Origin of the sequence: Variovorax atrisoli 110B, assembly GCF_000382045.1 — a bacterium.
Classification (GTDB): domain Bacteria; phylum Pseudomonadota; class Gammaproteobacteria; order Burkholderiales; family Burkholderiaceae_C; genus Variovorax; species Variovorax atrisoli.
The window spans coordinates 70,493-93,667 of record NZ_KB907463.1 but is presented as its reverse complement, the minus strand read 5'-3'; the positions used below and the strand labels follow the sequence as shown (position 1 = coordinate 93,667).

24 protein-coding genes and 1 pseudogene are annotated in these 23,175 nt (G+C 66.4%); 16 read left to right on the top strand and 9 right to left on the bottom strand.

Annotated elements, in window-relative coordinates; translation table 11 throughout:
• Positions 1-178: 178 nt before the first annotated feature.
• From G369_RS0129030 to G369_RS0129020, 4 genes are all read left to right on the top strand, one after another.
• A complete protein-coding gene (locus tag G369_RS0129030) occupies positions 179-2,914 on the top strand; it encodes a type VI secretion system Vgr family protein (protein ID WP_020723343.1) in 2,736 nt (911 codons plus the stop codon).
• A 17-nt stretch (positions 2,915-2,931) separates the two neighbouring features.
• Positions 2,932-4,809: a LysM peptidoglycan-binding domain-containing protein gene (locus G369_RS0129025; RefSeq protein WP_019657581.1), complete on the top strand. Its 1,878-nt coding sequence runs from the start codon at positions 2,932-2,934 to the stop codon at positions 4,807-4,809.
• 80 nt (positions 4,810-4,889) lie between these two features.
• Positions 4,890-5,366 carry a hypothetical protein gene (locus tag G369_RS38790; RefSeq protein ID WP_157773814.1) on the top strand — a complete coding sequence of 159 codons (477 nt, stop codon included), beginning with the start codon at positions 4,890-4,892 and terminating at the stop codon, positions 5,364-5,366.
• 62 nt (positions 5,367-5,428) lie between these two features.
• Positions 5,429-6,157 (top strand): glutathione S-transferase, encoded by a 729-nt coding sequence (locus G369_RS0129020; RefSeq protein ID WP_019657580.1) that lies wholly within the window; start codon positions 5,429-5,431, stop codon positions 6,155-6,157.
• Between the two features lie 36 nt (positions 6,158-6,193).
• Here the strand turns inward: G369_RS0129020 and G369_RS0129015 are convergent, their stop codons facing one another.
• Entirely contained in the window at positions 6,194-6,697 is a 504-nt protein-coding gene (locus tag G369_RS0129015) for a hypothetical protein (RefSeq protein WP_020723342.1), read from the bottom strand.
• Positions 6,698-6,829: 132 nt separating this feature from the next.
• Between G369_RS0129015 and G369_RS0129010 the strand changes: the two genes are divergently transcribed.
• Both G369_RS0129010 and G369_RS37835 read left to right on the top strand, forming a co-directional pair.
• On the top strand, positions 6,830-7,723 hold the full coding sequence (locus G369_RS0129010; RefSeq protein ID WP_019657578.1) for a LysR family transcriptional regulator: 894 nt from the start codon (positions 6,830-6,832) through the stop codon (positions 7,721-7,723).
• A pseudogene (locus G369_RS37835) lies at positions 7,720-8,121 on the top strand (RNA 2'-phosphotransferase); the annotation flags it as partial. The gene G369_RS0129010 and the pseudogene G369_RS37835, both read left to right, overlap by 4 nt.
• Positions 8,122-8,265: 144 nt before the next feature.
• Here G369_RS37835 and rsmI read toward each other — a convergent pair.
• Positions 8,266-9,216: a 16S rRNA (cytidine(1402)-2'-O)-methyltransferase gene (gene rsmI / locus G369_RS0129000; protein ID WP_019657576.1), complete on the bottom strand. Its 951-nt coding sequence runs from the start codon at positions 9,214-9,216 to the stop codon at positions 8,266-8,268.
• Between the two features lie 69 nt (positions 9,217-9,285).
• Here rsmI and G369_RS0128995 point away from each other — a divergent pair, with 69 nt between their 5' ends.
• The 3 genes from G369_RS0128995 to G369_RS0128985 all read left to right on the top strand — a co-directional run bounded on the left by G369_RS0128995 (position 9,286) and on the right by G369_RS0128985 (position 11,169).
• Positions 9,286-9,663, top strand: a complete 378-nt coding sequence (locus G369_RS0128995) for a YraN family protein (protein WP_019657575.1) — start codon at positions 9,286-9,288, stop codon at positions 9,661-9,663.
• An 85-nt stretch (positions 9,664-9,748) separates the two neighbouring features.
• Positions 9,749-10,360 (top strand): SIS domain-containing protein, encoded by a 612-nt coding sequence (locus tag G369_RS0128990; protein WP_019657574.1) that lies wholly within the window; start codon positions 9,749-9,751, stop codon positions 10,358-10,360.
• Positions 10,357-11,169 (top strand): BON domain-containing protein, encoded by an 813-nt coding sequence (locus G369_RS0128985; protein ID WP_019657573.1) that lies wholly within the window; start codon positions 10,357-10,359, stop codon positions 11,167-11,169. Before G369_RS0128990 ends, G369_RS0128985 begins: the two co-directional genes overlap by 4 nt.
• 68 nt (positions 11,170-11,237) lie before the next feature.
• Here the strand turns inward: G369_RS0128985 and G369_RS0128980 are convergent, their stop codons facing one another.
• Positions 11,238-12,146, bottom strand: coding sequence for an NAD(P)-dependent oxidoreductase (locus G369_RS0128980; RefSeq protein ID WP_019657572.1), 909 nt, complete (start codon positions 12,144-12,146; stop codon positions 11,238-11,240).
• 89 nt (positions 12,147-12,235) lie between these two features.
• Here G369_RS0128980 and G369_RS0128975 point away from each other — a divergent pair, with 89 nt between their 5' ends.
• The gene (locus G369_RS0128975) at positions 12,236-12,718 is read left to right on the top strand and encodes a MerR family transcriptional regulator (protein WP_019657571.1); all 483 of its coding nucleotides are present in this window, start codon (positions 12,236-12,238) and stop codon (positions 12,716-12,718) included.
• Entirely contained in the window at positions 12,715-14,268 is a 1,554-nt protein-coding gene (locus G369_RS0128970; RefSeq protein WP_019657570.1) for an MFS transporter, read from the top strand. The genes G369_RS0128975 and G369_RS0128970 overlap by 4 nt, the downstream gene beginning before the upstream one ends.
• An 81-nt stretch (positions 14,269-14,349) precedes the next feature.
• On the opposite strand, the gene G369_RS0128965 is transcribed toward G369_RS0128970, so the two are convergent.
• Positions 14,350-15,081 carry a nitroreductase family protein gene (locus tag G369_RS0128965; RefSeq protein WP_019657569.1) on the bottom strand — a complete coding sequence of 244 codons (732 nt, stop codon included), beginning with the start codon at positions 15,079-15,081 and terminating at the stop codon, positions 14,350-14,352.
• A gap of 56 nt (positions 15,082-15,137) precedes the next feature.
• Between G369_RS0128965 and G369_RS0128960 the strand changes: the two genes are divergently transcribed.
• Positions 15,138-15,764: a TetR/AcrR family transcriptional regulator gene (locus G369_RS0128960; protein ID WP_019657568.1), complete on the top strand. Its 627-nt coding sequence runs from the start codon at positions 15,138-15,140 to the stop codon at positions 15,762-15,764.
• 13 nt (positions 15,765-15,777) lie between these two features.
• Here G369_RS0128960 and G369_RS0128955 read toward each other — a convergent pair whose 3' ends face one another.
• Together G369_RS0128955 and G369_RS0128950 are read right to left on the bottom strand one after the other, a co-directional pair.
• On the bottom strand, positions 15,778-16,914 hold the full coding sequence (locus G369_RS0128955; protein WP_019657567.1) for a PilT/PilU family type 4a pilus ATPase: 1,137 nt from the start codon (positions 16,912-16,914) through the stop codon (positions 15,778-15,780).
• A 136-nt stretch (positions 16,915-17,050) separates the two neighbouring features.
• Positions 17,051-18,094, bottom strand: coding sequence for a type IV pilus twitching motility protein PilT (locus tag G369_RS0128950; RefSeq protein WP_019657566.1), 1,044 nt, complete (start codon positions 18,092-18,094; stop codon positions 17,051-17,053).
• Positions 18,095-18,145: 51 nt separating this feature from the next.
• Here G369_RS0128950 and G369_RS0128945 point away from each other — a divergent pair, with 51 nt between their 5' ends.
• Complete coding sequence (locus tag G369_RS0128945; protein ID WP_019657565.1) at positions 18,146-18,850, top strand: YggS family pyridoxal phosphate-dependent enzyme; 705 nt, start codon at positions 18,146-18,148, stop codon at positions 18,848-18,850.
• A gap of 10 nt (positions 18,851-18,860) precedes the next feature.
• On the opposite strand, the gene G369_RS0128940 is transcribed toward G369_RS0128945, so the two are convergent.
• The 3 genes from G369_RS0128940 to G369_RS0128930 form a co-directional block, all read right to left on the bottom strand.
• Complete coding sequence (locus G369_RS0128940) at positions 18,861-19,328, bottom strand: Lrp/AsnC ligand binding domain-containing protein (protein WP_019657564.1); 468 nt, start codon at positions 19,326-19,328, stop codon at positions 18,861-18,863.
• Between the two features lie 148 nt (positions 19,329-19,476).
• A complete protein-coding gene (locus G369_RS0128935) occupies positions 19,477-19,935 on the bottom strand; it encodes a hypothetical protein (protein WP_019657563.1) in 459 nt (152 codons plus the stop codon).
• 125 nt (positions 19,936-20,060) lie between these two features.
• On the bottom strand, positions 20,061-20,384 hold the full coding sequence (locus tag G369_RS0128930) for a DUF4148 domain-containing protein (RefSeq protein WP_020723340.1): 324 nt from the start codon (positions 20,382-20,384) through the stop codon (positions 20,061-20,063).
• A gap of 235 nt (positions 20,385-20,619) precedes the next feature.
• On the opposite strand from G369_RS0128930, the gene G369_RS0128925 reads away from it, so the two are divergent.
• The 3 genes from G369_RS0128925 (at position 20,620) to G369_RS0128915 (ending at position 23,174) form a co-directional block, all read left to right on the top strand.
• Positions 20,620-21,894, top strand: coding sequence for a Glu/Leu/Phe/Val family dehydrogenase (locus tag G369_RS0128925; RefSeq protein ID WP_019657561.1), 1,275 nt, complete (start codon positions 20,620-20,622; stop codon positions 21,892-21,894).
• Between the two features lie 34 nt (positions 21,895-21,928).
• Complete coding sequence (locus G369_RS0128920) at positions 21,929-22,450, top strand: alpha-ketoglutarate-dependent dioxygenase AlkB family protein (RefSeq protein WP_019657560.1); 522 nt, start codon at positions 21,929-21,931, stop codon at positions 22,448-22,450.
• A 61-nt stretch (positions 22,451-22,511) separates the two neighbouring features.
• Positions 22,512-23,174 (top strand): nucleoside/nucleotide kinase family protein, encoded by a 663-nt coding sequence (locus G369_RS0128915; protein ID WP_019657559.1) that lies wholly within the window; start codon positions 22,512-22,514, stop codon positions 23,172-23,174.
• The last annotated feature ends 1 nt before the right edge of the window (position 23,175 follow it).

Here is a 23,175-nt window from a genome sequence, read left to right as displayed (position 1 = left end):
TCCGCTGACGCATTCGCCGGCGTCGAACGAAAGACGCCGAGCGCTTGGATACTCCGACGAAACATGCCACCGACCAGAGCGGCAATGAATGATTTCAGGGAGGATCCATGTCCATCTTCGATGGCACGCGCCGGCATGTTCGCCCGGTGCCGTGCGCCGTTGCGTGTGCGGCGGTGCGATGACGCGCCGGGTTTCCATTCAGACCCCCTTGGGGGAAGCGCTTCAGTTCCACCGGCTGACCGGCCGCGAGGCGCTGAGCCAGCTCCACGACTTCGAGGTGGAACTGCTCGGCAGCAGCAACGGCATCGATCCGAAGGCGCTGCTCGGCAAGACCGCCACCGTGGCAATGCAGACCGAGAGCGGCGGCACGCGCTACCTGGGCGGTGTCGTCGCGTCCTTCGGCCTGGCCGAAGAGGACGCACGGCACAGCTTCTACCGCATGAGGCTGCGCCCGTGGCTGTGGCTCGCGACGCGGCGAAGCGACTTCCGCATCTTCCAGGGCAGGACCGTTCCGGACATCGTCGCCGACGTGCTCGAAGCCTACGGCTACGCCATGGAGAAGCGGCTGGCCCGCGAGTACCGCACGTGGGAGTACTGCGTGCAGTACGGCGAGAGCGACTTCTCCTTCGTCTCGCGGCTGTGCGAGCTGGAAGGCATCTACTACTACTTCCGGCACGAGGCGCAGCGGCAGGTGCTGGTGTTCGCGGACGACGTGCTGAGCTCGCACGATCCGATGCCTGGCGGAGAGACGGTGCGGTTTCATCCGCTGGAGAAGGCGGGAATGACCGGGGGTGGGGTGACGGGGAACGAACGCGTCTACGAATGGCGCACGAGAGAAGAGGTCCGCTCCGGCCTGCACTTCACCAACGACTACGACCCTCTCAAGCCAAAGGCGGATCTCTCCAGCCGACGCGAGATGCGTTGCGGCCACGCGCACGACGACCTAGAGCTGTACGAATGGCCCGGTGGCTACAGGCACTACGACGATGGCGAAGCATATGCACGCACGCGCGTCGAAGAGCAACTGAGCGGCGGCAGCGTTGCCAGCGGTCGCTCCAACAGGCGAGAACTTGCGCCGGGCTGCATCTTCGAGCTGGCGGGCCACCCGAGGGACGATCAGAACCGCAAGCACCTCGTGGTTGCCGTCGACTACGTATTGCAGGAGAACCTCCGGGCCACCGAGGGCGCCGATGCCGGCGAAGGCTCCGTCCAGCGCTTCGGCTTCGATGCGCAGCCCGTGAGCCATGCGTGGCGCCCGCCGCGCATCACTCCGAAGCCCCGCACCCGCGGACCCCAGACTGCCATCGTCGTCGGGCCGAAGAACGAGGAGATCTGGGTCGACCAGTACGGCCGCGTGAAGGTGCAGTTCCATTGGGATCGTGTCGGGCAGCGCAACGAGAACTCCAGCTGCTGGATCCGTGTGTCCATGGCCTGGGCCGGAGAGACTTTCGGGGCGGCTGCGCTGCCGCGCGTCGGCCAGGAAGTGGTCGTCGATTTCCTCGGCGGCGACCCGGACTGTCCCATCATCACCGGCCGTGTGTTCAATGCCGAGAACATGCCCGCATGGCGGCTGCCCGAGCAGAGCAACCTCTCGGGCCTCCGCAGCCGTGAATTGAACGCGGGCGCACTAGGCGGATCGCGCGGCAACCACCTGGTGCTGGACGATCTGCCCGGAAAGATCCAGGCGCAGCTCAAGAGCGACCATCTCAGCAGCAGCCTGAGCCTCGGCCACATCGGGCGCATCGACGGCACGGCAGGCCGCAAGGACGACCGCGGCGAGGGCGCCGAGCTGCGTACCGATGGCCATGCCGCGGTGCGCGCCGCAAGGGGCTTGCTGCTCAGCACCGAGCCGAGGCCCGGAGCCGATGCGCACATCACCGATCTTGGGGAAACGGTTGCACGACTGGCGGCCGCGCGCGACCTGCATGAACGCCAGAGCCAGACTGCGCAGGAGGCGAAGGCGCACGAGGCGGGCGACCAGGACGCGGTCACCGAGGCCCTCAGGGAACAGAACGATGCGATCAAGGGCCGAGCTTCGCGGCAGGGAGGTTTCCCTGAACTCTGCGAACCGCATCTCGTGCTTGCCAGTGCGGCCGGCATCCAGAGCACGGCGGCGGGTGCCACCCACATCGCAAGCATGACGCACAACGCGCTGAGCAGCGGCGCGCACACCAGCATCAGCGCCGGCAGGAGCTTTCTGGTGAGCGTGAAGGAGGCTGTGCGCCTCTTCGCATACAAGGCGATCCGCCTGACGGCAGCCACGGCCGGCATCGACATCGTCGCGCTGCAGAACAGCATCAACCTGCTGGCCAGGCTCGACATCAAGCTGGAGTCCGACAGGATCAGCATCACCGCCAGGGACGAGATCGTCGTCAACGGAGGTGGCAGCTTTTCCAGGTGGAGTGCCTCGGGCATCGTCCACGGCACCCAGGGCCTTTGGCGCGAGCACGCGGCCACCCACAGCTATGCAGGGCCGATGGACATGGCCAAGCGCCGGCGCATGGAAGGCGTGAGCCACGACGACAAGTACAGCGTGCGCTTCGCGCCCCTTGGCAGCGACGAGATCTTCAAGCACGTCGGCATGTCGGGGCTGCCCTACAGGATCCTCGACGAGAAGCGCCGGACGCTGGCCGAAGGCGTCATTCCCGACGACGGGCGATTGCCCCGCGTCGCGTTCGAAACGCCGGACGAGGCAGTTCTGGTAGTGGGAGAGGAAGCGTGGGACTGGACGCCCGTTCCGACGATCCGCAGCGAGCCTGGCGGCGCGGAAGACGATGACCGAACAGATGACGACGGCGAGACCGGATCGCCGGGAGCGGAAGACGCCATGTATGCGTCTGCTGCGGGTGCTTTCGACCCCGGCCACTTTCTTTCCGAATCCGCCGTCGAAGCCCATCTGAACGGCTTGGCTTGAGCAAGGGAAACACCAGCATGCCCAGACTGATATCCGCCACCTACCACCCCAACATCGAAGTCGCCGAGTTCATCTGCGAAGACGGCCGCCACCTGCTGCGCTCGGGCGGAACGCTGCCCTGGCGCATCAACAACCCCGGCGACCTGACCGCTCGGAAGGTCGACGGCGTGCCGGAGCCCAGGAAAGCAAAGGGCTACATCGGATTCGCCACCACCAGATCGGGCAGGACCTTCCTGATCTTTCCCGATGAAGGCGCCGGCCGGGAGGAACTGAAGGCGAACCTGAAGCGCCTGCATGGCGACAGGACGATCTCCGAAGCCGTTCCCGTCTACGCCTCGAAAAAGGAAAACGATACGGAGAAATACATACGCGATCTGCTCAAGACCAGCGGCATCCCGGCTGGCAGAAAGATCGGCGAGTGCAGTGACGCCGAGCTCGAAAAGATCGTGAACAGCATCGCCGAGATCGAGGGCTACCACGCGAACGCCGACACGCGGAAGGAAACCTGGGTTGCCGTGAGCAGGATCAACGCGACCGATGGCAGCCAGCCGTTGCCAGGCACGGAGATCATTCTGCAAAGAGGCGACAGGGAGGAAGTCGTCAAGTCCGATGCCGCAGGGCGATTTCCTCCCGTGATTCACCCCGCCGACAAGTCGACCGTGCACGTCAAGGTGATGGATCCGAAGAGCAAGGAGGTCGTGGCGGTCGGAGCCATTCAGGGTGACCTCGGAAAGGATTTCAACCTTCTGGCGAAATTCAAGAGGTGGAAGGGCGTCGCCGGCTCGGAAAAGATCAACAGTTCGACCCATGGGCAGAGAAAGCCCATGAGCTATGTCGTGCAGCCGGGCGACAGTCTCTGGAAGATCGCGCAGCTGTATCGCACCAGCGTGGAAGCCATCAAGGAGGCCAACGAACGGGGGCACGACAGGATCTATCCGGGTGAGGTGCTGTTGATTGCGGGGAGCGGCAAGACCAAGCCAGATCACAAACCTTCGACTGCTCCTCCTGCCGCAGCTGCCGCCAAGCCACCGAGCTCGGAGGCACCGATAGTGCCGGCAGTGCCATCGACGCGAAAGGCGGTTTCTCCTCAACCGCCGCCCATTCCTTCCGGAATCAGGTCATCGGATTCGGAGCGATCGAAGGAGGGGACGGGGAAGGTTCTGGCGTTGATCAATCCGGTGCCAGGGCGTGTTCCCTGGATGCCCATTGCCGTTGCGGAAGCGAAGCTCAGGCAGGGAGAACTCGAGCTCACGCTCCAAGACAAGATCAATTACCACGTCGAGGTAGATGACGGACTCAAGGCCATGTACGGCAACAGCAATGCGTGGTGCGCCGCCTTTGTGAACTGGTGCCTGATGCAGGCGAAATATCCAATCGAGAACGCTGGTTTTCCCAATCGCAAGGTGGCGAAAGCCCGCGCGCATGGGTTCTACGAAGTCGACGGGCCAAGAGAAAACTCGGAGAAGACGCTACCTAAAGTCAGAAACCCGCTGTTCGTCGAATTGGAGAGGCCAATATACGGAGCCATTGCTATGGTCACTTCGAAACAGGGCCATGGTCGGCACGTCGGGTTTGTTTATGCGAAAAGCGGCGATGAGGATTTGATTCTTCTTGGAGGCAACCAGCACAACCGGATCAGATTTTCTGTTTTTGCCAGAGAGTTGCGAACCCCAGTGAAGGTGAGGAATAAAAACGGAAAATTGGAAATCAAGAGAGGCGGGAGCTCGAGTTATTTGAAGTATTTCGTCCCCATTTCTTACTACGAACAGGCGAAGAAGGATCTAGCCGATCCAGGTTTGGACGAAGCGAGCGTTGTGTCGTTGAATCTGATCTTGGGCATTCCCCCGGATGCTGCCGGAAAGAAGAGTGGAAGCTTGAGTGAAGATATTTCTTGAAAGGGTGGTCGATGTCTTGTTTTTCTTTTAATAAGCTATTAATTTCGTTTCTTGCTGCTTTTCTTCTCTATGGATTTTCCTTGAGATCCTTTGCCGGTTATAGAGACGATAGACTTGTCGTTTGGGTCAACTTGGATGAGAGTCCGCATCGAGAGATTGTCAATAAGGTGATCAAGGAATTCGTGGAATCAAGAAGGGTCGATGCGGAGTGTGGGGTCCATTGGCGTGAATGGGGGTCGACGCTCTACATGAAAAAACGTCCTGCTGGAATAACCGATGATCTGGTCAAGAGAGTTTTTTTGGAAAAGGATCGAGTATCTCTTCGACAGCTGAATCGCTTTCTGAAGTCTTTCAGGGATGCCGAAAGAGAGGTTGACGAGGGGTTGGATGGAATCATGGTGTATTCCAGAAAAAATGGCCCGAGAATGATGAACTTCGTGACCAATAGAAAAAAGATAAAGACCTTCGAGATGAGGTCGGATGGTGCATCGCCATCCGCCCAAGACATTGAAGATGCGTTCTGCGTGCTCTTGCCGCCTGTTACGCGTGCGCCGTAGGCTCATTTTTTTCGCGCCGCCTGAGACTTCGCAAATCGCTACACCCATGCCACCATCTCCGTATGCCCTACCAACTCCATTACTGGCCCACCATCCAGGGTCGCGGTGAATTCGTTCGGCTCGCGCTCGAGGCCGCCGGTGCGGACTATGTCGATGTAGCGCGGTTGCCCGAAGCCGAAGGCGGTGGTGAATCCGCTCTTGGCGAGCGGTTGGGCGATCCCGACAGCGCTCGTCCCGCCTTTGCGCCGCCATTTCTCGTCGACGGCGACATAGTGGTCGGGCAAACCGCCGCGATCCTGCTGTACCTCGGGCCGCGGCTCGGCCTGTCGGGCGTGGGCGAGTCCGACGGGTTGTGGACGCACCAGCTGCAGCTCACCATCGCCGACGTGGTGGCCGAGGCGCACGACACGCACCATCCGATCTCGGTCGGCGCCTACTACGAGGACCAGCGCGATGCGGCGGTGATGCGCGCGCGGGCCTTTCGCGATGAGCGCATCCCGAAATTCCTCAACTGGTTCGAGCGGGTGCTGCAGCGCAATCCCGCGGGCAGCCTGCATCTGGTGGGCGACACGCTGACCTATGCGGATCTGTCGCTGTTCCAGCTCGTGGACGGCCTGCGATATGCCTTTCCGAAGGCGGCGGCCCGTGCGCTCGCTGCCACGCCCGCGGTCGAGAAACTGCATGCCAATGTGCGGCGTCGCCAGCGCGTGCATGACTACCTGCAGAGCCCGCGCCGCATCGCGTTCAACGAGGACGGCATCTTCAGGCGCTACGCCGAGCTGGACGGCTAGCGACACAGGCATTCGGCGCACCCGCTGGCCGATCGGTCAACCGACGAGTGCGGCGGCGTCCTTCCACGCCGGCAGCAGCACGAGCCCATCCACCGTCACCGGCTTGCGCTGCGGACCGAACAGATAACGGTTCGGCACGATGCCCTTGAGGTGGCGCAGCACGTCGCTGCGGTCGTCGATGAAGTGGGTGATGCGCAGTTCACGGCAGTGGTCGGCCTTCTGCGGGCGCTGAAGGCAGAAGCGCAGGTTCGCGGGCGGCACGCCCGTGCGCTCGAAGAAGCGGTGATGCTGCAGCCAGGCACGGCTCTTGGCCTGCACGCTCGGTCCGCACTTCGACACCAGCCAGACGCGGCCTTCGAACCTGTCGACGAGCGGCGCGACCGCCTCGAACATGCCTTCGTACGGCGGTGTGTCCAGCGCGTCTTGCAGCGAGCCGCCGATGAATGAGGTGTCCGCGCCGTCGGTGCTTTCGGCCGCGATGAGCACGCGGCCGATGTCGATGCCGAGACGGGGGAGTTCCGATGCGGATGTGTTCTTCATTTCGTGTTCCTTCCTTGTTTTGTTGCTGTCGAGTCTTTCGTCGAGCAGGCGGATCGTAGGAACGAAGGTCATCATCAGGAACTACTGATACTGGATACGCTATCCATAAAATGGATAGCGACAGGCAACCAGATGGACATTCCCCGCACCAATCTCGACGCGCTGCAGTCGTTCGCCGTGTTCGCCGACACGCTGAACTTCAGCGAGTCGGCGCGCCTTCTGCACATCAGCCAGCCGGCGCTGCACGCCAAGGTGCGCAAGCTCTCGGAGCAGCTCGATGCGAAGCTCTATGTGCGGGTGGGCGGCGCTCTCGAACTCACCGCTACCGGCGAGCAGGTCGCGCGACACGCGCGGGAGCTGCTCGCGTTGAACCAGCGCTTCGTGAAGGGTCTGGCGCAGGGAGATGACGCGGCGGTGGTCACCCTGGCGGCCGGCGAGGGCGCCTACCTCTACCTGCTCGGCAAGGCGCTCTCGCGCTTCTCCGGCGCGGGCGCCTCACCTCATCTGCAGCTGCTCACGCGCGATCGCGACGAATCCATCCAGGCGGTGCGCTCGGGGCAGGCGCACCTGGGCATCGCGCCGCTCGGCACCGTGCCCGCCGGCCTGAGCGCCATGCGGCTGACGACCGTGGGGCAGGTGCTGGTCGTGCCGCGCACGCATCCTCTGGCCGCGCGCAAGTCGGTGCGCCTGCGCGACCTCAAGGGCGCGTCGCTGATCGTGCCGCCGGCAGGAAGACCGCACCGCGAGTTGCTTGGCCGGCTGCTGCAGGCCGAGTCGGTGCAGTTGCAGCCGTCGCTCGAAGCCAATGGCTGGGAGCTGATGCTGCGCTTCGCCCAGCTTGGCTTCGGCCTGACGGTGGTGAATGCCTGCTGCCACATTCCCCATGGCCTGGTGGCGATTCCGCTGCAGGGCTATCCGTCGATCGACTATCACGTGTTCCACGCGGCCGACCGGCCGCCGGCCGCGCACGTGCAGCGGGTGATGGACGCACTGCTGGCGTACGCAGATCACTGGAAGACCCGATGACGAGGCCCGAAGACATCAGCAAGTTCATCGCGTACGTATTGCGGCACGCGCCGGAGTCCATCGGACTGAGGCTCGATGCGCAGGGCTGGGCCGGAATCGATGCGTTGGTGGCGGGGGCGGTGGCCGCAGGGCGGGTGCTGACGGCGGCAGAGGTTGCACAGGTGGTCGATTCGGGCACGAAGAAGCGCTACGAGCTGTCGGCCGACGGGCTGCGCATCCGCGCGCTGCAGGGTCATTCCACGCCGCAGGTGAACCGCAGCTTCGAGCCGGTCGAGCCGCCGCCGATTCTTTTCCATGGCACGGCCACGCGCTTCCTGGCGTCCATCCGCGCCCGAGGCCTGCTGCCTGGCTCGCGGCAGCATGTGCACCTGTCCGCCGATGAAGCCACTGCCGTGCAGGTGGGGCAGCGCCACGGCAAGGCGCATGTGCTGAAGGTCGAGGCAGGCCGCATGCAAGCTGGGGCACGTCTTCCATCGCGCCGAGAACGGCGTGTGGCTCACGGCGGCGGTGCCGCCGGAATTCCTTCTCCTGCTCCCGCCGGGCTAGTCTTCCTGTGCCTCGTCGCGGATGCGCAGGGCGGTGTCGTACAGCGTGTTGCGCGGGGCGCCGGTGATCTCGGCGGCAAGCTTCACGGCCGTCTTCACGGGCAGCTCTGCCAGCAGCAGGCGCAGCACGCGCTCGCCTTCGGCCCCGCCGTCGCCGCTCACGGCCACGGGATGCAGCACCAGTGCGAACTCGCCGCGCGTGCGGTCGCGGTCGGCGGCGAACCAGTCGGGCAGCGCGTCCGCGGCGACGGTGGCGATTTCCTCGAACTGCTTGGTGAGCTCGCGGCCCACGGTGATGCGGCGTTCGCCCAGCGTGGCCAGGGCGCGTGCGAGGTTCTCGATGCGGTGCGGGGCCTCCAGCAGCACGACCGCGCGCGGTTCCTGCGACAGCACCTGCACGGCCGCATCGCGCTCGCCGGCCTTGCTCGGCAGGAAGCCCGCGAAGACGAAAGCGCTGCTGGCGTTGCCGTCGTTTCCGCCCTCGGCCACCAGCCCCGCCGCGCCGACCAGCGTGGTCACGCTGCTGGCGCCCGGCAGTGGCAGCACGCGCTGTCCGGCGGCGCGCACCGCGGCCGCGAGCCGTGCGCCGGGGTCGCTCACGCCGGGCGTGCCGGCGTCGCTGACGTAGGCGATGCGCTCGCCCTGCGCGAGCCGCGCGACAACCGCCTGCGCCGCCTCGGCCTCGTTGTGCTGGTGCACCGCCAGCAGCTGCGAGCCGGGCCGGTCGATGCCGTAGGCGCGCAGCAGGCTCTGCGTATGGCGGGTGTCCTCGCAGGCGACGGCGTCGACCAGCTGCAGCACGTGCAGGGCGCGCAGCGTGATGTCGGCCAGGTTGCCGATGGGCGTGGCGACGACGTAGAGCGTGCCCTGCGGATAATGCTGCGTACCCGCGGCATCATGAGCGGCCGCGAGGGCCGCGCCGAAAGAGGCGGGAGCGAGTGAAGCCAAGGGGTTTCTCCGTCGGAACGAACAGTCAGCAGGAAAAAGAAGACTCTCGAGAGCCGGCCAGGGAGGGCCATGAAGACCGACACCACAACGAAGCATCGGGGCGATGCGGCGGAAGACGCCGCGCTCGACCACCTGCGGGACGCGGGCCTCGTGCTGCTCGCCCGCAATTATCGGACGCCCGGGCGCGGCGGCGGCGAGATCGACCTGATCATGCGCGATCCGCGCCCGTCTCCCACGGGCACGCTGGTGTTCGTGGAGGTGCGCCATCGCAGTTCCGGCACGCACGGCGGCGCGGGCGGCAGCATCACGGGGCTGAAGCAGCGGCGCATCGTGTTCGCCGCGCAGCACTACCTGAGCCGGCTGCGCACCGTGCCGCCGTGCCGCTTCGACGTGGTGCTGGTGGAGGACCGGATCACCTGGCTGCAGGCGGCCTTCGATGCCGGCTGATGCGCCGTCCGAGGGAACTGAAGCCGCAATGCAGGCTCCACACTCGAACGTCTTGTTTCACAGCCCCCAGTTATCATCCCGCCCCATGCTCGAGCAACGGATTCAGCAGCACTTCATCGACAGTGCCGACCTCAAGTACCAGACCGGGCCGGTACTCAGCAAACCCATCTCCCAAGCGATGCAGGCCCTGCTGGCCTGCGTGACCAGCGGCGGCAAGGTGCTCGCATGCGGCGCCGGCGTCTCCGGCCTGCTGGCGGCCCAGTTCGCCGCGCAGTTCGTGGGCCGCTTCGAACGCGAGCGGCCCGAGCTCGGCGCCATCGCGCTGCCCGGCGATGCCACCGACCCCGCCGCCGACGGCCCCGACGCTCCGGATGCCGATCGCTTCGCCCGCCAGGTGCGCGCGCTCGGCCAGGCCGGCGACGTGCTGCTTGCCCTGAGCATCAGCGGCCAGTCGGCATCGGTGCTCGCGGCAGTGGCCGCTGCGCACGAGCGCGACATGACCGTCGTCGCGCTGCTGGGCAACGCGGCATCGGGTGCAGGCAGCACCATCGGCCGCGCGCTGCGCGAGACGGACGTACAGATCAGCGTGCCGCACGAGCGTGCGGCACGCATCCACGAGATCCACCAGATCGCACTGCACTGCCTTTGCGACGGCGTGGACGCCCAGCTACTCGGAGAACAGGAAGCTTCCTCATGACCTTCAAGACCATGACGACGACATCGACCCAACGTTTCGCACTCGCCCTGACACTGGGCGCCGCACTGGTCACGAGCCTTTCCGCCTGCGTGCCGCTCGTCGTGGGCGGCGCGGCCGTGGTGGGCGTGGGCATGGTGGCCACCGACCGCCGCAGCTCGGGCGCACAGCTCGACGACCAAGGCATCGAGCTGCGCGCCGCGGCCCGCGTGCGCGACATCGCCAACGACCAGATGTACGTGAGCGTCACCAGCTACAACCGCCAGGTGCTGCTGACCGGCGCCGTCGGCAGCGATGCCGACCGCCGCCGCGTCGAGGAAGAGGTGGGCCGCATCGCGAACGTGCGCTCGGTGGTCAACGAACTGACCGTCGGCTCCTCGAGCACCTTCCAGGACCGCTCGAACGACCTCTACATCACCGGCAAGGTGAAGGCCTCGCTGCTGGATGCCAAGGACATCTTCGCGAACTCCTTCAAGGTGGTGACCGAGCGCGGCGTGGTCTACCTGATGGGCATCGCCACGCGCCGCGAGACCGACCGCGCGACCGAGATCGCGCGCGGCGTCTCGGGCGTGGTCAAGGTGGTGCGCATGGTCGAGGTCGTGAGCGAGGCCGACCTGGCCGCCAGCCAGGCCGCGAACCAGGCCGCGGCGCAGCGCGGCGGCACGGGTCCGGCGCCGGTCACCTCGGCCACGCCGTCCGCGCCGTCGTCGTTCGGCTCGCGCGTGCCGCTGCCGCCGATGGACCCGCTGCCCCCGGCGGGCTCGTCGTCCACACCGTCCTCGAACGGGGTGACGACTTCTCCGGTGCGCTGAGAAAGAGGCACCGTCCACCACCCATGAAAAAGCCCGCATCCGCGGGCTTTTTTGCTTTCTTCAGGCGGTCACTTCAGCCGCGTGATGAGGCTCGACGTGTCCCAGCGTCGGCCGCCGGCCTGCTGCACGTCGGCATAGAACTGGTCGACCAGCGCCGTCACCGGCACGCGTGCGCCGTTGCGCTTGGCCTCGTCGAGCACCAGGCCCAGGTCCTTGCGCATCCAGTCGACCGCGAAGCCGTAGTCGAACTTGCCTTCGATCATGGTCTTGCCGCGGTTCTCCATCTGCCAGCTCTGGGCTGCGCCCTTGCTGATGACGCCGAGCACGGCTTCCATGTCGAGCCCCGCGCGCTGTCCGAAGGCGATGGCTTCCGACAGGCCCTGCACCAGGCCCGCGATGGCGATCTGGTTCACCATCTTTGCGAGCTGGCCGGCGCCGCTTTCGCCCAGCAGCGTGACCGCGCGCGAGAACGCCATGGCCACCGGCTTGATGCGCTCGAAGACTGCCGCGTCGCCGCCGCACATCACGGTGAGCGCACCGTTCTGCGCGCCGGCCTGGCCGCCCGAGACGGGGGCGTCGATGAAATGCAGGCCCAGCGCCTGCGCGGCCTTCGAGAGTTCACGCGCCACGTCGGCCGAGGCAGTGGTGTGGTCGACCAGCACAGCGCCCTTCTTCATGCCGGCGAAGGCGCCGTCGTCGCCCAGGACCACCGAGCGCAGGTCGTCGTCGTTGCCGACGCAGCAGAACACGATGTCGGCGCCATCCGCCGCTTCGCGCGGGGTGGCTGCATGGCGGCCGGGCGGGCCGAATTCGTCGGCCCAGGCCTGCGCCTTGGCGGCGGTGCGGTTGTAGACCGTGACGCGGTGGCCGGCCTTGGCCAGGTGGCCGGCCATCGGGCCGCCCATGACGCCGAGGCCGAGGAAGGCCACTGTCTGCGCGGGGATGGATTCGTAGGTGCGGGGGGTGATGCTGCTCATGGGGCCACAGCTTAAAGCCATTCCACGAGAGGTGGGATCCCCGGCCAACCTGTACGTGAACGTATAGGTTTGGCTAGGATCGACCCATCATGACCGACCAGACCCCCGCCAGCAACATCACCGTGCGCGATGCCGCGGCGCGGCTCGGCGTCACGCCGCGTACGCTCAAGTACTACGAGGAGCTGGGTCTCGTGGTGCCGATGCGCAGCGAAGGCGGCTACCGCCTCTACGAGCAGGCCGACCTCGACAAGCTCGCGCGCGTGCTGCGCATGCGATCGCTGGGCTTCTCGCTCACGGCCATCACCGCGATGCTGCAGCAGCCGATGGAAGCGCCGGCCGAAGGCGGCCGCCCGCGGTTGTCGAACGCTTCGCTCAAGACGCTGCGCGAAACGCTCACGGGCCAGCTCGCGACGCTCGATGCGCGCGTGGCGCAGGTTCGGCGCGAGCTCAAGGAAGCCGCGGCGCTGCAGGCGCAGCTCAAGCGCGACCTGGACTACGTGGAGCGCCGCCTTGCGGGCGAGCCGCTCGAAGAGGCGCTCGAGCAGCGCCGCAGGGAGCGGCCCGCGCCATGAGCACCCCGGCCCTGGCGTGGCCCTCGCGCGGCAGCACCGCCGCGGTCGCGCTGCTGCCCTGGGCCATCGGCCTCGTCACGGCCATCGACTATTTCGACAACGCGCTCTTCGCCTTCTTCGCCAGCTACATCGCCGGGGGCGTGAATGCGTCGCCCGACGAGCTCGTGTGGGCCTCCAGCGCCTACGCGCTGGGCGCCGTGCTGGGCATCCTGCACCAGCATGCGTGGATCGAGCGGCTGGGCTACAGGCGCTACCTCGCCGTGTGCATGTTCGCCTTCGCTGCCGGCGGCGCGGCCGCGGCGCTGTGCGACAGCTCGATGCAGCTCACGCTCGCGCGTGCCCTGCAGGGTTACTTCGTCGGGCCCATGCTGGGCGCCTGCCGCATCCTGATCCAGATCGGCATTCCGCCCGCGCGCCGCGCCAAGGCGCTGAAGGCGTTCATGGTGCTGATCGTCTTCGGCGGCGCGCTGGCGCCCGTCGCGGGTGCCTTCCTGGTCGCCAACTTCGACTGGCGCTGGCTGTTCGCAAGCACTGCGCCGGCGGCAGCGCTCATCGGACTGCTCGTGCTGTGGACGCTGCCCGACATCGGCGACGTCGAGCCGCACGAGCGCACCGAACCGCACTACCTCGCCTACCTGGTGTTCGCACTCGCGCAGGCTGCGCTGCAGGTGGTGCTGACGCGCTCGCACTTCGAGCTCTTCGCCGGCTCGCCCGCTCTCGTCGGACTTGCCATCGCCGGCGTGGCGGGGCTCGCGTGGTTCGGCTGGCAGCAGTGGCGGCATCCGGCGCCGCTGGTGCGCCTGCATGCGTTGCGCAACGCGTCGTTCCGCGTGGGGCTGGCGCTCTACGTCGTCTATTACTACCTCTCGACCGGCTTCAGCTACCTGCTGCCGCGCATGATGGAAGGCGGGCTCGGCTTCACCGTGGGCAACACCGGCTACTTCACCGGGGCCGCCTCGTTCGCGACGGGGCTGCTGGTCTTCGTCTACCTCAAGTATTCGGCGCGGCTGGCTCGCAAGAAGTGGCTCATCGTCATCGGTTTCGGCATCGCGGCGCTGGCGGCGTGGATGCTCTCGCGCATCACGCCGCAGGCCGGGCGCGAGGCCCTGCTGGTGCCGCTGCTGCTGCGCGGGTTGCTGATGCTCTTTGTCGTGCTGCCCGTTGCCAACCTCACCTTCAGGCCCTTCGCCGCGGAGGAGTTCTCGCACGGCTATCGGCTGAAGAACCTGGTGCGCCAGCTCGCAATCTCGTTCGCGACCTCGACCGTGATCGCGCTCCAGCAGCACCGGCTGGCGCTTCACGAGGTGCGGCTGAGCGAATCGGCCAATGCCGCGAACGCGAGCTTCATGCAGGCGCTCGATTCGCTGACCCACGGCTTCGCCGCGACGGGGCATTCGGCGGGCGAGGCCCGCGCGATGGCGCTGGGCACGCTGTGGCGCACGCTGGAACAGCAAGCCACCTTCATGGCCTCGCTGGACGGCTTCACCGCGATGGCGGTGATTGCGCTGGCGGCGGGGGTGTTCGCTGCGTGGCAGAAGACGATCGACTAGATCCTCATCGCCGCCGCTGGTGCGGTAGCGGCCACAACGATCTCGCCGACGCCGTACCCGGGGTTCGTCCCCGCGATGGATTCAGTGCTCGACGACGGCCTCGGCCGAGGCCCTTCGCCATTGCTGTTCGACGCGGGCGTTGCTTGCCCGGTATCCCAACGCGATGATCACGGGGATGACTGTCCCCCGGGGAAGACCGAGAAGATCGACGACCTTCGGGGCGGAGAACCCTTCCATGGGGCATGAATCGATGCCCTTGGCGGCGGCCGCGAGCATGAGTGTCTGTGCTGCGTACGCGGAATTCCGCGCGACCCAGCCGCGTCCCCCCAGGTGGCCCACGGGCAGCAGAGAAAGCGCCGGTCGAATCAGGGCGGCGAGCGACGTAAGAAGTGTCCAGGGAGCCCAGGAGCCCGTTCCGAGAACGCGGCGGAACATCCTCAATTGTTTTCGATGGTAGACCTTCGCTCGCTCCGGCAACTCGCTGTCGGCCGAGACGTGGGCGAGTTGCTGTGAAGCCGTGCTGAGTGCAATCTGCGGGCTGGCGGCGACGACGATCAGCGCGGCAGCCGACGCTGCGGCGCGCTGGCCGTTGCACGCGGCGGCCAGGCGCGCCCTCATGTCCGGGTCTCGAACCCAGTGGAAGCGGTACGGCTGCAGATTGCCGCTCGAGGGCGCACGCGCAGCCTCCGTGAGGATCTCGCGGACTTCGCCATCGGCCAGGACCGCTGTTCTGTCGAAATCGCGGATGGCGCGACGGCGGTGGTTGATTTCAAGAAATGCCGTCCAGAGCGACGGACTGCTTTGCGTCTTCATGAGCAAATAGTAAGCTCATGCTTTGTTTTTCGATACTTGCATTCCGGAGCCGCCAGATGAGAGCCGCCCGCAAGGCCACCGAACCCAGGAAACTCCCGCGCCAGCAGCGCTCGCAGCTTACTGTCGACGCCATTACCCAAGCGGCGGCTTACATTCTGGTGAATTTCGGATGGGAGAGACTGACCACGAACGCGGTCGCGGAACGCGCCGGCGTGAACATCAGCTCGCTCTACCAGTACTTCCCGAACAAGGAGGCGATCGTCGCGGAGCTGCAGCGGCGTCACATCCTCCAGACCCAGAGCAAGTTGGCGCAAGCCCTCGTGCAGCTACCCGCCCAGCGCACCTTGCGCGAAGCTCTCGTGTTGCTCGTTCAGGCCATGGTCGACGAACACCGGATCGCTCCCGCAGTGCATCGGGCCATCGTCGACGAGTTGCCGAGGTCGGTGCGATGTGAAATCGACAACGAAGACCGGGTCGAGCAACTGCGAAAGGCTCTGGAGCCGTACGCGCGCCACGTTCCCGATCTGCGCGTGGCGATCCGGATCGGGCTGGTCGCCGCGCATGCGGTCATCCATGAGGCGACGTCGCACGATCCCGCAGTACTCGAGCGACCCCAATTCGTCGATGAAGTGGTCGCCTTGCTCTACGGCTACCTGCGCCGTCCTCGGTTGGCGGCGCCGTGAACCGCGCGCAGCCCTAGACGATCGCGAAGTGCTCCGTGCCCGCAGCCAGGTCGGTGCTGCGTGCACGCTGGCTGTTGAGCTTGATCTGCAGGCGCAGGTCGTTGGCCGAGTCGGCGTTGCGGATGGCGTCCTCGAAGCTGATCGAGTGGCTCTCGAACAGGTCGAACAGCGCCTGGTCGAAGGTCTGCATGCCGAGGTTGCGGCTCTTGCGCATGATCTCCTTGATCTCGCCCACCTCGCCCTTGAAGATCAGGTCGGAAATCAACGGCGTGTTCAGCAGCACCTCCACCGCGGCCACGCGGCCCAGGCCGTCTTCGGTCGGCACCAGGCGCTGCGAGATCAGCGAGCGCAGGTTCAGCGACAGGTCCATCAGCAGCTGGGCGCGGCGCTCTTCGGGGAAGAAGTTGATGATCCGGTCCAGCGCCTGGTTGGCGCTGTTGGCGTGCAGCGTGGCCATGCACAGGTGGCCGGTCTCGGCGAAGGCCACCGCGTGCTCCATGGTCTCGCGGTCACGGATTTCGCCCATCAGGATCACGTCGGGCGCCTGGCGCAGCGTGTTCTTCAGCGCGGCTTCCCAGCTGTCGGTGTCGATGCCCACCTCGCGCTGCGTCACCACGCAGTTCTTGTGCGGATGCACGAACTCGACCGGGTCCTCCACCGTCACGATGTGGCCGAAGGAGTTCTCGTTGCGCCAGTCGATCATGGCCGCCAGCGTGGTCGACTTGCCCGAGCCCGTGGCGCCCACCAGGATGCACAGGCCGCGCTTGGTCATCGAGACGTCCTTCAGCACCTGCGGCATGCCCAGGCCGTCGATGGTCGGCAGCTTCGCGGGAATGGTCCGCAGCACCATGCCGACCTTGCCCTGCTGCACGAACGCGTTCACGCGGAAGCGGCCGATGCCGGTGGGCGAGATCGCGAAGTTGCATTCCTTGGTGCGCTCGAACTCGGCCGTCTGGCGGTCGTTCATGATCGAGCGGGTCAGCGCCAGCGTGTGCGGCGCGCCCAGCGCCTGCTGCGAGACCTTGGTGACCTTGCCGTCGACCTTGATGGCTGGCGGAAAGTCGGCCGTGATGAACAGGTCGCTGCCGTTGCGGCTCACCATGAGCTTGAGCAGGTCGTTGATGAACTGGCTGGCTTGATCGCGTTCCATGAGAGCGCTCCTTGATCTGTTTAGATAGAACCTGCTGGCGGCCGACCGCCGGGCCTTCCCAAGGCGGCCGCGCCTTCCCCACGGGAGGAGGCGGTGCGCGCAGCGCAGCGAAGTGAAAAGCCGTGGCGCCCCATGGCTAGCCGGGGAAGTTCTCGGGAATCTTCGCCTTGCTGCGGGCTTCCGCTGCCGAGATGGTATTGCGGCGCACCAGTTCCGTCAGGTTCTGGTCGAGCGTCTGCATGCCCGAGCCCTGGCCGGTCTGGATGGTGGAGTACATCTGCGCCACCTTGGCCTCGCGGATCAGGTTGCGGATGGCCGGGGTGCCCAGCATGATCTCGTGCGCCGCCACGCGGCTCTGGCCGTCCTTGGTCTTGCACAGCGTCTGCGAGATCACGGCCTGCAGCGACTCCGAGAGCATGGCGCGGATCATTTCCTTCTCCTCGCCCGGGAACACGTCGATGATCCGGTCGATGGTCTTGGCGGCCGACGAGGTGTGCAGCGTGCCGAACACCAGGTGGCCCGTCTCCGCCGCGGTCATCGCCAGGCGGATGGTCTCCAGGTCGCGCAGCTCGCCCACCAGGATGGCGTCGGGGTCTTCGCGCAGGGCGGAGCGCAGGGCGTTGGAGAACGACAGCGTCATCGGCCCGACCTCGCGCTGGTTGATCAGGCACTTCTTCGACTCGTGCACGAATTCGATCGGGTCTTCCACCGTGAGGATGTGGCCGTACTCGTTCTCGTTGAGGTAGTTGATCATCGCCGCCAGCGTGGTCGACTTGCCCGAACCCGTGGGACCCGTCACCAGCACCAGCCCGCGTGGCTTGAGCGCCAGTTCGCCGAAAATCTTGGGCGCGTTGAGCTGCTCGAGCGTGAGGATCTTCGAGGGAATGGTCCGGAACACGGCGGCCGCGCCGCGCGCCTGGTTGAAGGCGTTCACGCGGAAGCGCGCGAGGCCGTCGATCTCGAAGGAGAAGTCGACCTCCAGGAACTCTTCGTAGTGCTTGCGGTGCGTGTCGCTCATGATGTCGTACACCATGGCGTGCACGCCCTTGTGGTCGAGCGCATCGACGTTGATGCGGCGCACGTCGCCGTTGACGCGGATCATCGGCGGCAGGCCCGCGGAAAGGTGCAGGTCGGAGGCTTTGTTCTTGACGCTGAACGCCAGCAGTTGGGTGATGTCCACGGGGCTCCTCGGCTCGGGTTTCGTGACGTTTTGATACGATTTTGGACGATTATGACGATGATTGGCGACGACCTCCAGCAAGTGAACGACCGGATCGCGAAGGCATGTGTAACGGCCGGCCGCGACCCGGCCGGCGTGCGCCTGCTGGCGGTGTCCAAGACCTTCGGACCGGATGCGGTGCGCGAGGCGCACGCGGCGGGCCAGTCGGCCTTCGGCGAGAACTATGTGCAGGAAGGGCTGGACAAGATCGAAGCCCTCGCCGACCTGCGTTCTTCCCTCGAATGGCACTGCATCGGGCCCCTGCAGAGCAACAAGACGCGGCCGGTGGCCGAGCACTTCGACTGGGTCCACAGCATCGACAGATTGAAGATCGCCGAGCGTCTTTCGGCCCAGCGCCCGGCGCACCTGCCGCCGCTGGATGTATGCCTTCAGGTTAATGTGGACGGCGGCGCGAACAAGTCCGGCGTGCCTCCGCAAGAGGCGCTGGCGCTGGCGCGCGCTGTGGCGGCTTTGCCACAACTTCGGCTGCGCGGGCTCATGGCGATTCCCGAGCCGGCCACCGGCTTCGAAGCGCAGCGCGAGCTGTGCCTGCGCGCGCATGCGGTGTACCAGTCGATCCGCGACGCGGGCATCGCGCTCGATACCCTGTCGCTGGGCATGAGCGCGGACCTCGAGGCAGCCATCAGCGCGGGCAGCACGATGGTGCGCGTGGGCACGGCGATCTTCGGCGGCCGCAACTACGCCAAGCGGGCCTGACGGGCTTGCCTCAGACCCCCAGCGGCAGCCGCGCGCTGTTCTTCACTTCTTCCATCACCGCATAGGTCCGCGTCTCGCGCACGCCCGGCAGCTGCCACAGCACCGTGCCGGCGAACTCGCGGTAGGCAGCCATGTCGGCCATGCGGGTCTTGAGCAGGTAGTCGAAGCCGCCGGCGACCATGTGGCATTCCATGATCTCGTCGCGCACCTGCACGGCGGCCTTGAACTGGTCGAACACGTTGGGGGTGGTGCGGTCGAGCAGCACCTCGACGAAGACGGTGAAGCCGCGGCCCAGCTTGTGCGGATCGAGCCGCGCCTCGTAGCCCTGGATGAAGCCGTCGCGCGTGAGCCGCTGCACGCGCGCAAGCACGGCAGTGGGCGAGAGCGCCACCGCTTCGGCCAGCTTGAGGTTGGTGATGCGGCCGTCCTCCTGAAGGATTTTCAGGAGGCGGAGATCGATGCGGTCCAGGTCGAGCATCGGAGGATTATCCGGCTCGCGCATCGAATCGTGGCAAAAGATGCGGCCTAAGACATCAGGTCGTAGGAGATAGAACCAAGGAACTGCCGTCGGCCTACCCTTGCTTGCCCCCAGGCAGCGCAAGGGGCGGCCGGCACGTTCCTTTCTGTCAGCGAAGCCGTGTCTGCGGCTGGGCGGCGGCCTGCTGGTTCCTGAGCTGATCGACCAGCGCGCCGTAGGCGGGGCTCGCGCGCAGCCTTGCGTACTCGGCCGCGGCCTCGCGGTAGCCGGGCTTCATCGTGTCGGCGCCGGCCTCGCTGTTCTGCTGGGCCGCCAGGCCCGAGCGGATCCACAGCTGCGTGTCGGCAGCCACTGCGGCGCGGGAGTTGGCCGAGACCGCCACCGCCTGCTGCTCGTAGCTGCTGCTGTAGCCCTGCGTGGGCGCGGTCTTCAGCCATTGCATCGCATCGGCGGTCACGGCAGCGCGCGTGGTCGACGAAACCAGCGGCACAGGACGCGGATCGCCCTCGGCGTAGTTGCCGGCGAAGCTGGGCGCTGCGATGGTGCCCAGCAGCGCGGCGAGGGCGGCGGTGCCGATGAAGCGGGTGGCGGATGCTTGCTTGCTCATTGCTTGGTGACTCCTTGATATGTGACGTTGGTTGGTTGCCTGGTGATCCGACTCTAAAAAGCGGACCTGTGAGGGCGATAACCCGTCGATGACGTTTCTGTCATCTCCGGTGAAGAGGCGCGCACCTATCGCTCGCCCGAGGGGATCGCTCCCGCCCGCATCGCCTTGATGGCATCGGCCTCCACCGCGTCGCGCGTGGCGGGCTGGCCGATGCGTGCCGCGGGCCAGGGCGCGCCGCGGCTCACGCTGTTCCACGCGGGTTGCTTCTGCGCCGTCTCCAGCTCGGCCACGACCCTGTCGCGCGACAGGTCCTGCCTCGCGTGATCGGGGTGGCGCGTGACGCCGGCCTCTGTAGGCGCGAAGTGGTACTCGCCGGCGGCGGACGCTGCCAAAGGAATCAGCGCGGCTGCGAGAAGGGCGGAAGAAACAAGAAGCGTGCGATGCGGCATGGTCGGTATCTCCTGATCGGTTGTTCGCCGTCGCCGGAAATGGCGCCGACCCAGCCAATCTAGGAAGCGAAACAGTCAGCCCGCGCTCGCCGCGATGACATCGACGCAATGTCGGCATCGCGGGCCTGCCAACCTCTCTTGCATAACCGCCTCCGCGGCGCGCATAAGCCATGGCGCAACGTGCGGCGGAGGTCTATCGTTGCGGCCACCCTCACAAACCAACAAGGGAACCCCTATGAGCGAACAACTCTCCTTCGTCAGTCCTACAGCCAACAGCCCGTGGGGCACCTATCTCTCGCAGGTCGATCGCGTCGTGCCGTACCTTGGCCCGCTGGCCCGCTGGGTCGAAACCCTCAAGCGCCCCAAGCGCGCGCTCATCGTCGACGTGCCGATCGAAATGGACGACGGCAGCATCGCCCACTTCGAGGGCTACCGCGTGCAGCACAACATGAGCCGCGGCCCTGGCAAGGGCGGCATCCGCTTCCACCCCGACGTCACGCTCGAGGAAGTCATGGCCCTGTCGGCCTGGATGACCATCAAGACGGCCGCCGTGAACCTGCCGTACGGCGGCGCCAAGGGCGGCATCCGCGTCGACCCGAAGAAGCTCTCGCCGCAGGAACTCGAGAAAGTCACTCGCCGCTACACCAGCGAGATCGGCATCATCATCGGCCCGCACACCGACATCCCCGCGCCCGACGTCAACACCAACGCCCAGATCATGGCGTGGATGATGGACACCTACTCGATGAACGTCGGCGGCACCGCCACCGGCGTCGTCACCGGCAAGCCCCTGCACCTGGGCGGCTCGCTGGGCCGCGTGAAGGCCACCGGCCGCGGCGTGTTCGTCACCGGCCGCGAAGCCGCGCGACGCCTCGGCATCGACCTGCGCGGTGCGCGCATCGCCGTGCAGGGCTTCGGCAACGTGGGCTCCGTCGCGGCCGAACTCTTCGCCGAAGCCGGTGCCAAGATCGTCGCCGTGCAGGACCATACCGGCACCATCGTCAACACCAACGGCCTCGACCTCGCCAAGCTCGTGCCCATCTCGCGCACCGACGGCGTGGTCGGCTTCAAGGCCGGCGGCGACATCGTGCCGAACGAGGATTTCTGGAACACGCCCTGCGACATCCTCATTCCGGCCGCCCTCGAAGGCCAGCTCACCGCCGAGCGCGCGCAGAAGACCACCGCCAAGCTGGTGCTCGAAGGCGCCAACGGCCCCACCGTGCCGCAGGCCGACGACATCCTCGCCGAGCGCGGCGTGCTGGTGGTACCTGACGTGATCTGCAACGCCGGCGGCGTGACCGTGAGCTACTTCGAATGGGTGCAGGACTTCTCGTCCTTCTTCTGGGACGAGGACGAGATCAACGTGCGCCTCGACCGCATCATGATGAACGCGCTCAACCAGATCTGGGACACGGCCGACAAGCACAAGATCACGCTGCGTACCGCGACGTACGCGGTGGCCTGCGAGCGCATCCTGATGGCTCGCCAGGAACGCGGCCTGTACCCCTGATCGCGAAGCGACGGTCCCTGTATCCTGCGGGCCCATGATTGGCCCGCCCATCCAGCTCGATCCCGCGTTCGTCGCGTCGCCCGATGCCCTTCTCAAATGGCTTCGGTCCGCGGTGGCGTGGGACGAGCGCATGCGTGCACGCAAGACCGCCAGCTTCGGCGTGCCGTACGACTATTCGCAGATGGCCTACGAGGCGGTGCCGATCCCTTCCGAATTGGCGGTCCTGTGCGGCCGGATCGAGGCCAGGCTCGGCTTTCGTCCCAACAACTGCCTGTTGAATCACTATGCCGACGGCACATCGTCGATGGGCTTCCATTCGGACGACACCACGGCGCTGGCACCCGGCACTGGCGTTGCCATCGTGTCGATCGGAGCCACGCGGTCGATCGCATATCGCAGCAAGGCCGACAGCAGCTTGCGCTTTGACTACCCGCTTCCTCATGGTTCGCTGCTCTACATGTCGGACGCGGTGCAGCGGGATTGGCTTCACGCGATTCCCAAGACGGAAGGCGTGGGAGAGCGCATCAGCCTGACATTTCGTTCGATCCTGAAGTGACAGCGCAGCCGCCTCGGCGCGCCGATGCTTTTTTGACCCAAGGAAAAGCTACGCTCGGGGGATGACCACCACCCCCGCGCAGACCTTTCCCCCGCTTCCCCCACTTCCGCCCGAAAGCGCGGCCCGCCTGCAGGCCTTGATGGCCAGCGGGCAGCGCAGGCTGCTGGGGCTCGTCGGTGCGCCCGGCGCGGGCAAGTCGACGCTCGCGGCTGCGCTGTTGCAGGCGGTGGGGGCGCAGCGTGCCCAGGTGGTCCCGATGGACGGCTTCCACCTTGCCAACGTCGAGCTGCAACGGCTCGGCCGAGCCGCACGCAAGGGAGCGCCCGACACCTTCGACAGCGCCGGCTACGTCGCGCTGCTGCAGCGGCTGCGCGAGCAGCGGCCCGACGGCGGGATCGTCTACGCGCCCGAGTTCCGCCGCGAGATCGAGGAGCCGATCGCCGGCGCGATCGCGGTGCTGCCGTCGACGCAGCTCGTCATCACCGAGGGCAACTACCTGCTGCACGACGTCGGCCCATGGGCCGGCGCGGCGGCGATGCTCGATGAGGTCTGGTACGTGGACATCGACGATGCGGTGCGCGAGGAGCGGCTGGTTCGCCGCCACCAGCAGTTCGGCCGCAGCGCCGAGGAGGCGCGCGCCTGGGTGGAGAGCACCGACGCCCCGAACGCGCGGCTGATCGCGCAGACGCGGGTGCGCGCCCATCACGTGCTGCCCTGGTCCTGAA

Excerpts from the sequence above, each read along its gene's own strand:
- G369_RS0129030 (WP_020723343.1), top strand. The coding sequence starts at position 179 with ATGACGCGCCGGGTTTCCATTCAGACCCCCTTGGGGGAAGCGCTTCAG.
- G369_RS0129025 (WP_019657581.1), top strand. The coding sequence starts at position 2,932 with ATGCCCAGACTGATATCCGCCACCTACCACCCCAACATCGAAGTCGCC.
- G369_RS0129020 (WP_019657580.1), top strand. The coding sequence starts at position 5,429 with ATGCCCTACCAACTCCATTACTGGCCCACCATCCAGGGTCGCGGTGAA.
- G369_RS0129015 (WP_020723342.1), bottom strand. The coding sequence starts at position 6,697 with ATGAAGAACACATCCGCATCGGAACTCCCCCGTCTCGGCATCGACATC.
- G369_RS0129010 (WP_019657578.1), top strand. The coding sequence starts at position 6,830 with ATGGACATTCCCCGCACCAATCTCGACGCGCTGCAGTCGTTCGCCGTG.
- G369_RS0128995 (WP_019657575.1), top strand. The coding sequence starts at position 9,286 with ATGAAGACCGACACCACAACGAAGCATCGGGGCGATGCGGCGGAAGAC.
- G369_RS0128990 (WP_019657574.1), top strand. The coding sequence starts at position 9,749 with ATGCTCGAGCAACGGATTCAGCAGCACTTCATCGACAGTGCCGACCTC.
- G369_RS0128985 (WP_019657573.1), top strand. The coding sequence starts at position 10,357 with ATGACCTTCAAGACCATGACGACGACATCGACCCAACGTTTCGCACTC.
- G369_RS0128980 (WP_019657572.1), bottom strand. The coding sequence starts at position 12,146 with ATGAGCAGCATCACCCCCCGCACCTACGAATCCATCCCCGCGCAGACA.
- G369_RS0128975 (WP_019657571.1), top strand. The coding sequence starts at position 12,236 with ATGACCGACCAGACCCCCGCCAGCAACATCACCGTGCGCGATGCCGCG.
- G369_RS0128970 (WP_019657570.1), top strand. The coding sequence starts at position 12,715 with ATGAGCACCCCGGCCCTGGCGTGGCCCTCGCGCGGCAGCACCGCCGCG.
- G369_RS0128965 (WP_019657569.1), bottom strand. The coding sequence starts at position 15,081 with ATGAAGACGCAAAGCAGTCCGTCGCTCTGGACGGCATTTCTTGAAATC.
- G369_RS0128960 (WP_019657568.1), top strand. The coding sequence starts at position 15,138 with ATGAGAGCCGCCCGCAAGGCCACCGAACCCAGGAAACTCCCGCGCCAG.
- G369_RS0128955 (WP_019657567.1), bottom strand. The coding sequence starts at position 16,914 with ATGGAACGCGATCAAGCCAGCCAGTTCATCAACGACCTGCTCAAGCTC.
- G369_RS0128945 (WP_019657565.1), top strand. The coding sequence starts at position 18,146 with ATGACGATGATTGGCGACGACCTCCAGCAAGTGAACGACCGGATCGCG.
- G369_RS0128940 (WP_019657564.1), bottom strand. The coding sequence starts at position 19,328 with ATGCTCGACCTGGACCGCATCGATCTCCGCCTCCTGAAAATCCTTCAG.
- G369_RS0128935 (WP_019657563.1), bottom strand. The coding sequence starts at position 19,935 with ATGAGCAAGCAAGCATCCGCCACCCGCTTCATCGGCACCGCCGCCCTC.
- G369_RS0128930 (WP_020723340.1), bottom strand. The coding sequence starts at position 20,384 with ATGCCGCATCGCACGCTTCTTGTTTCTTCCGCCCTTCTCGCAGCCGCG.
- G369_RS0128925 (WP_019657561.1), top strand. The coding sequence starts at position 20,620 with ATGAGCGAACAACTCTCCTTCGTCAGTCCTACAGCCAACAGCCCGTGG.
- G369_RS0128920 (WP_019657560.1), top strand. The coding sequence starts at position 21,929 with ATGATTGGCCCGCCCATCCAGCTCGATCCCGCGTTCGTCGCGTCGCCC.
- G369_RS0128915 (WP_019657559.1), top strand. The coding sequence starts at position 22,512 with ATGACCACCACCCCCGCGCAGACCTTTCCCCCGCTTCCCCCACTTCCG.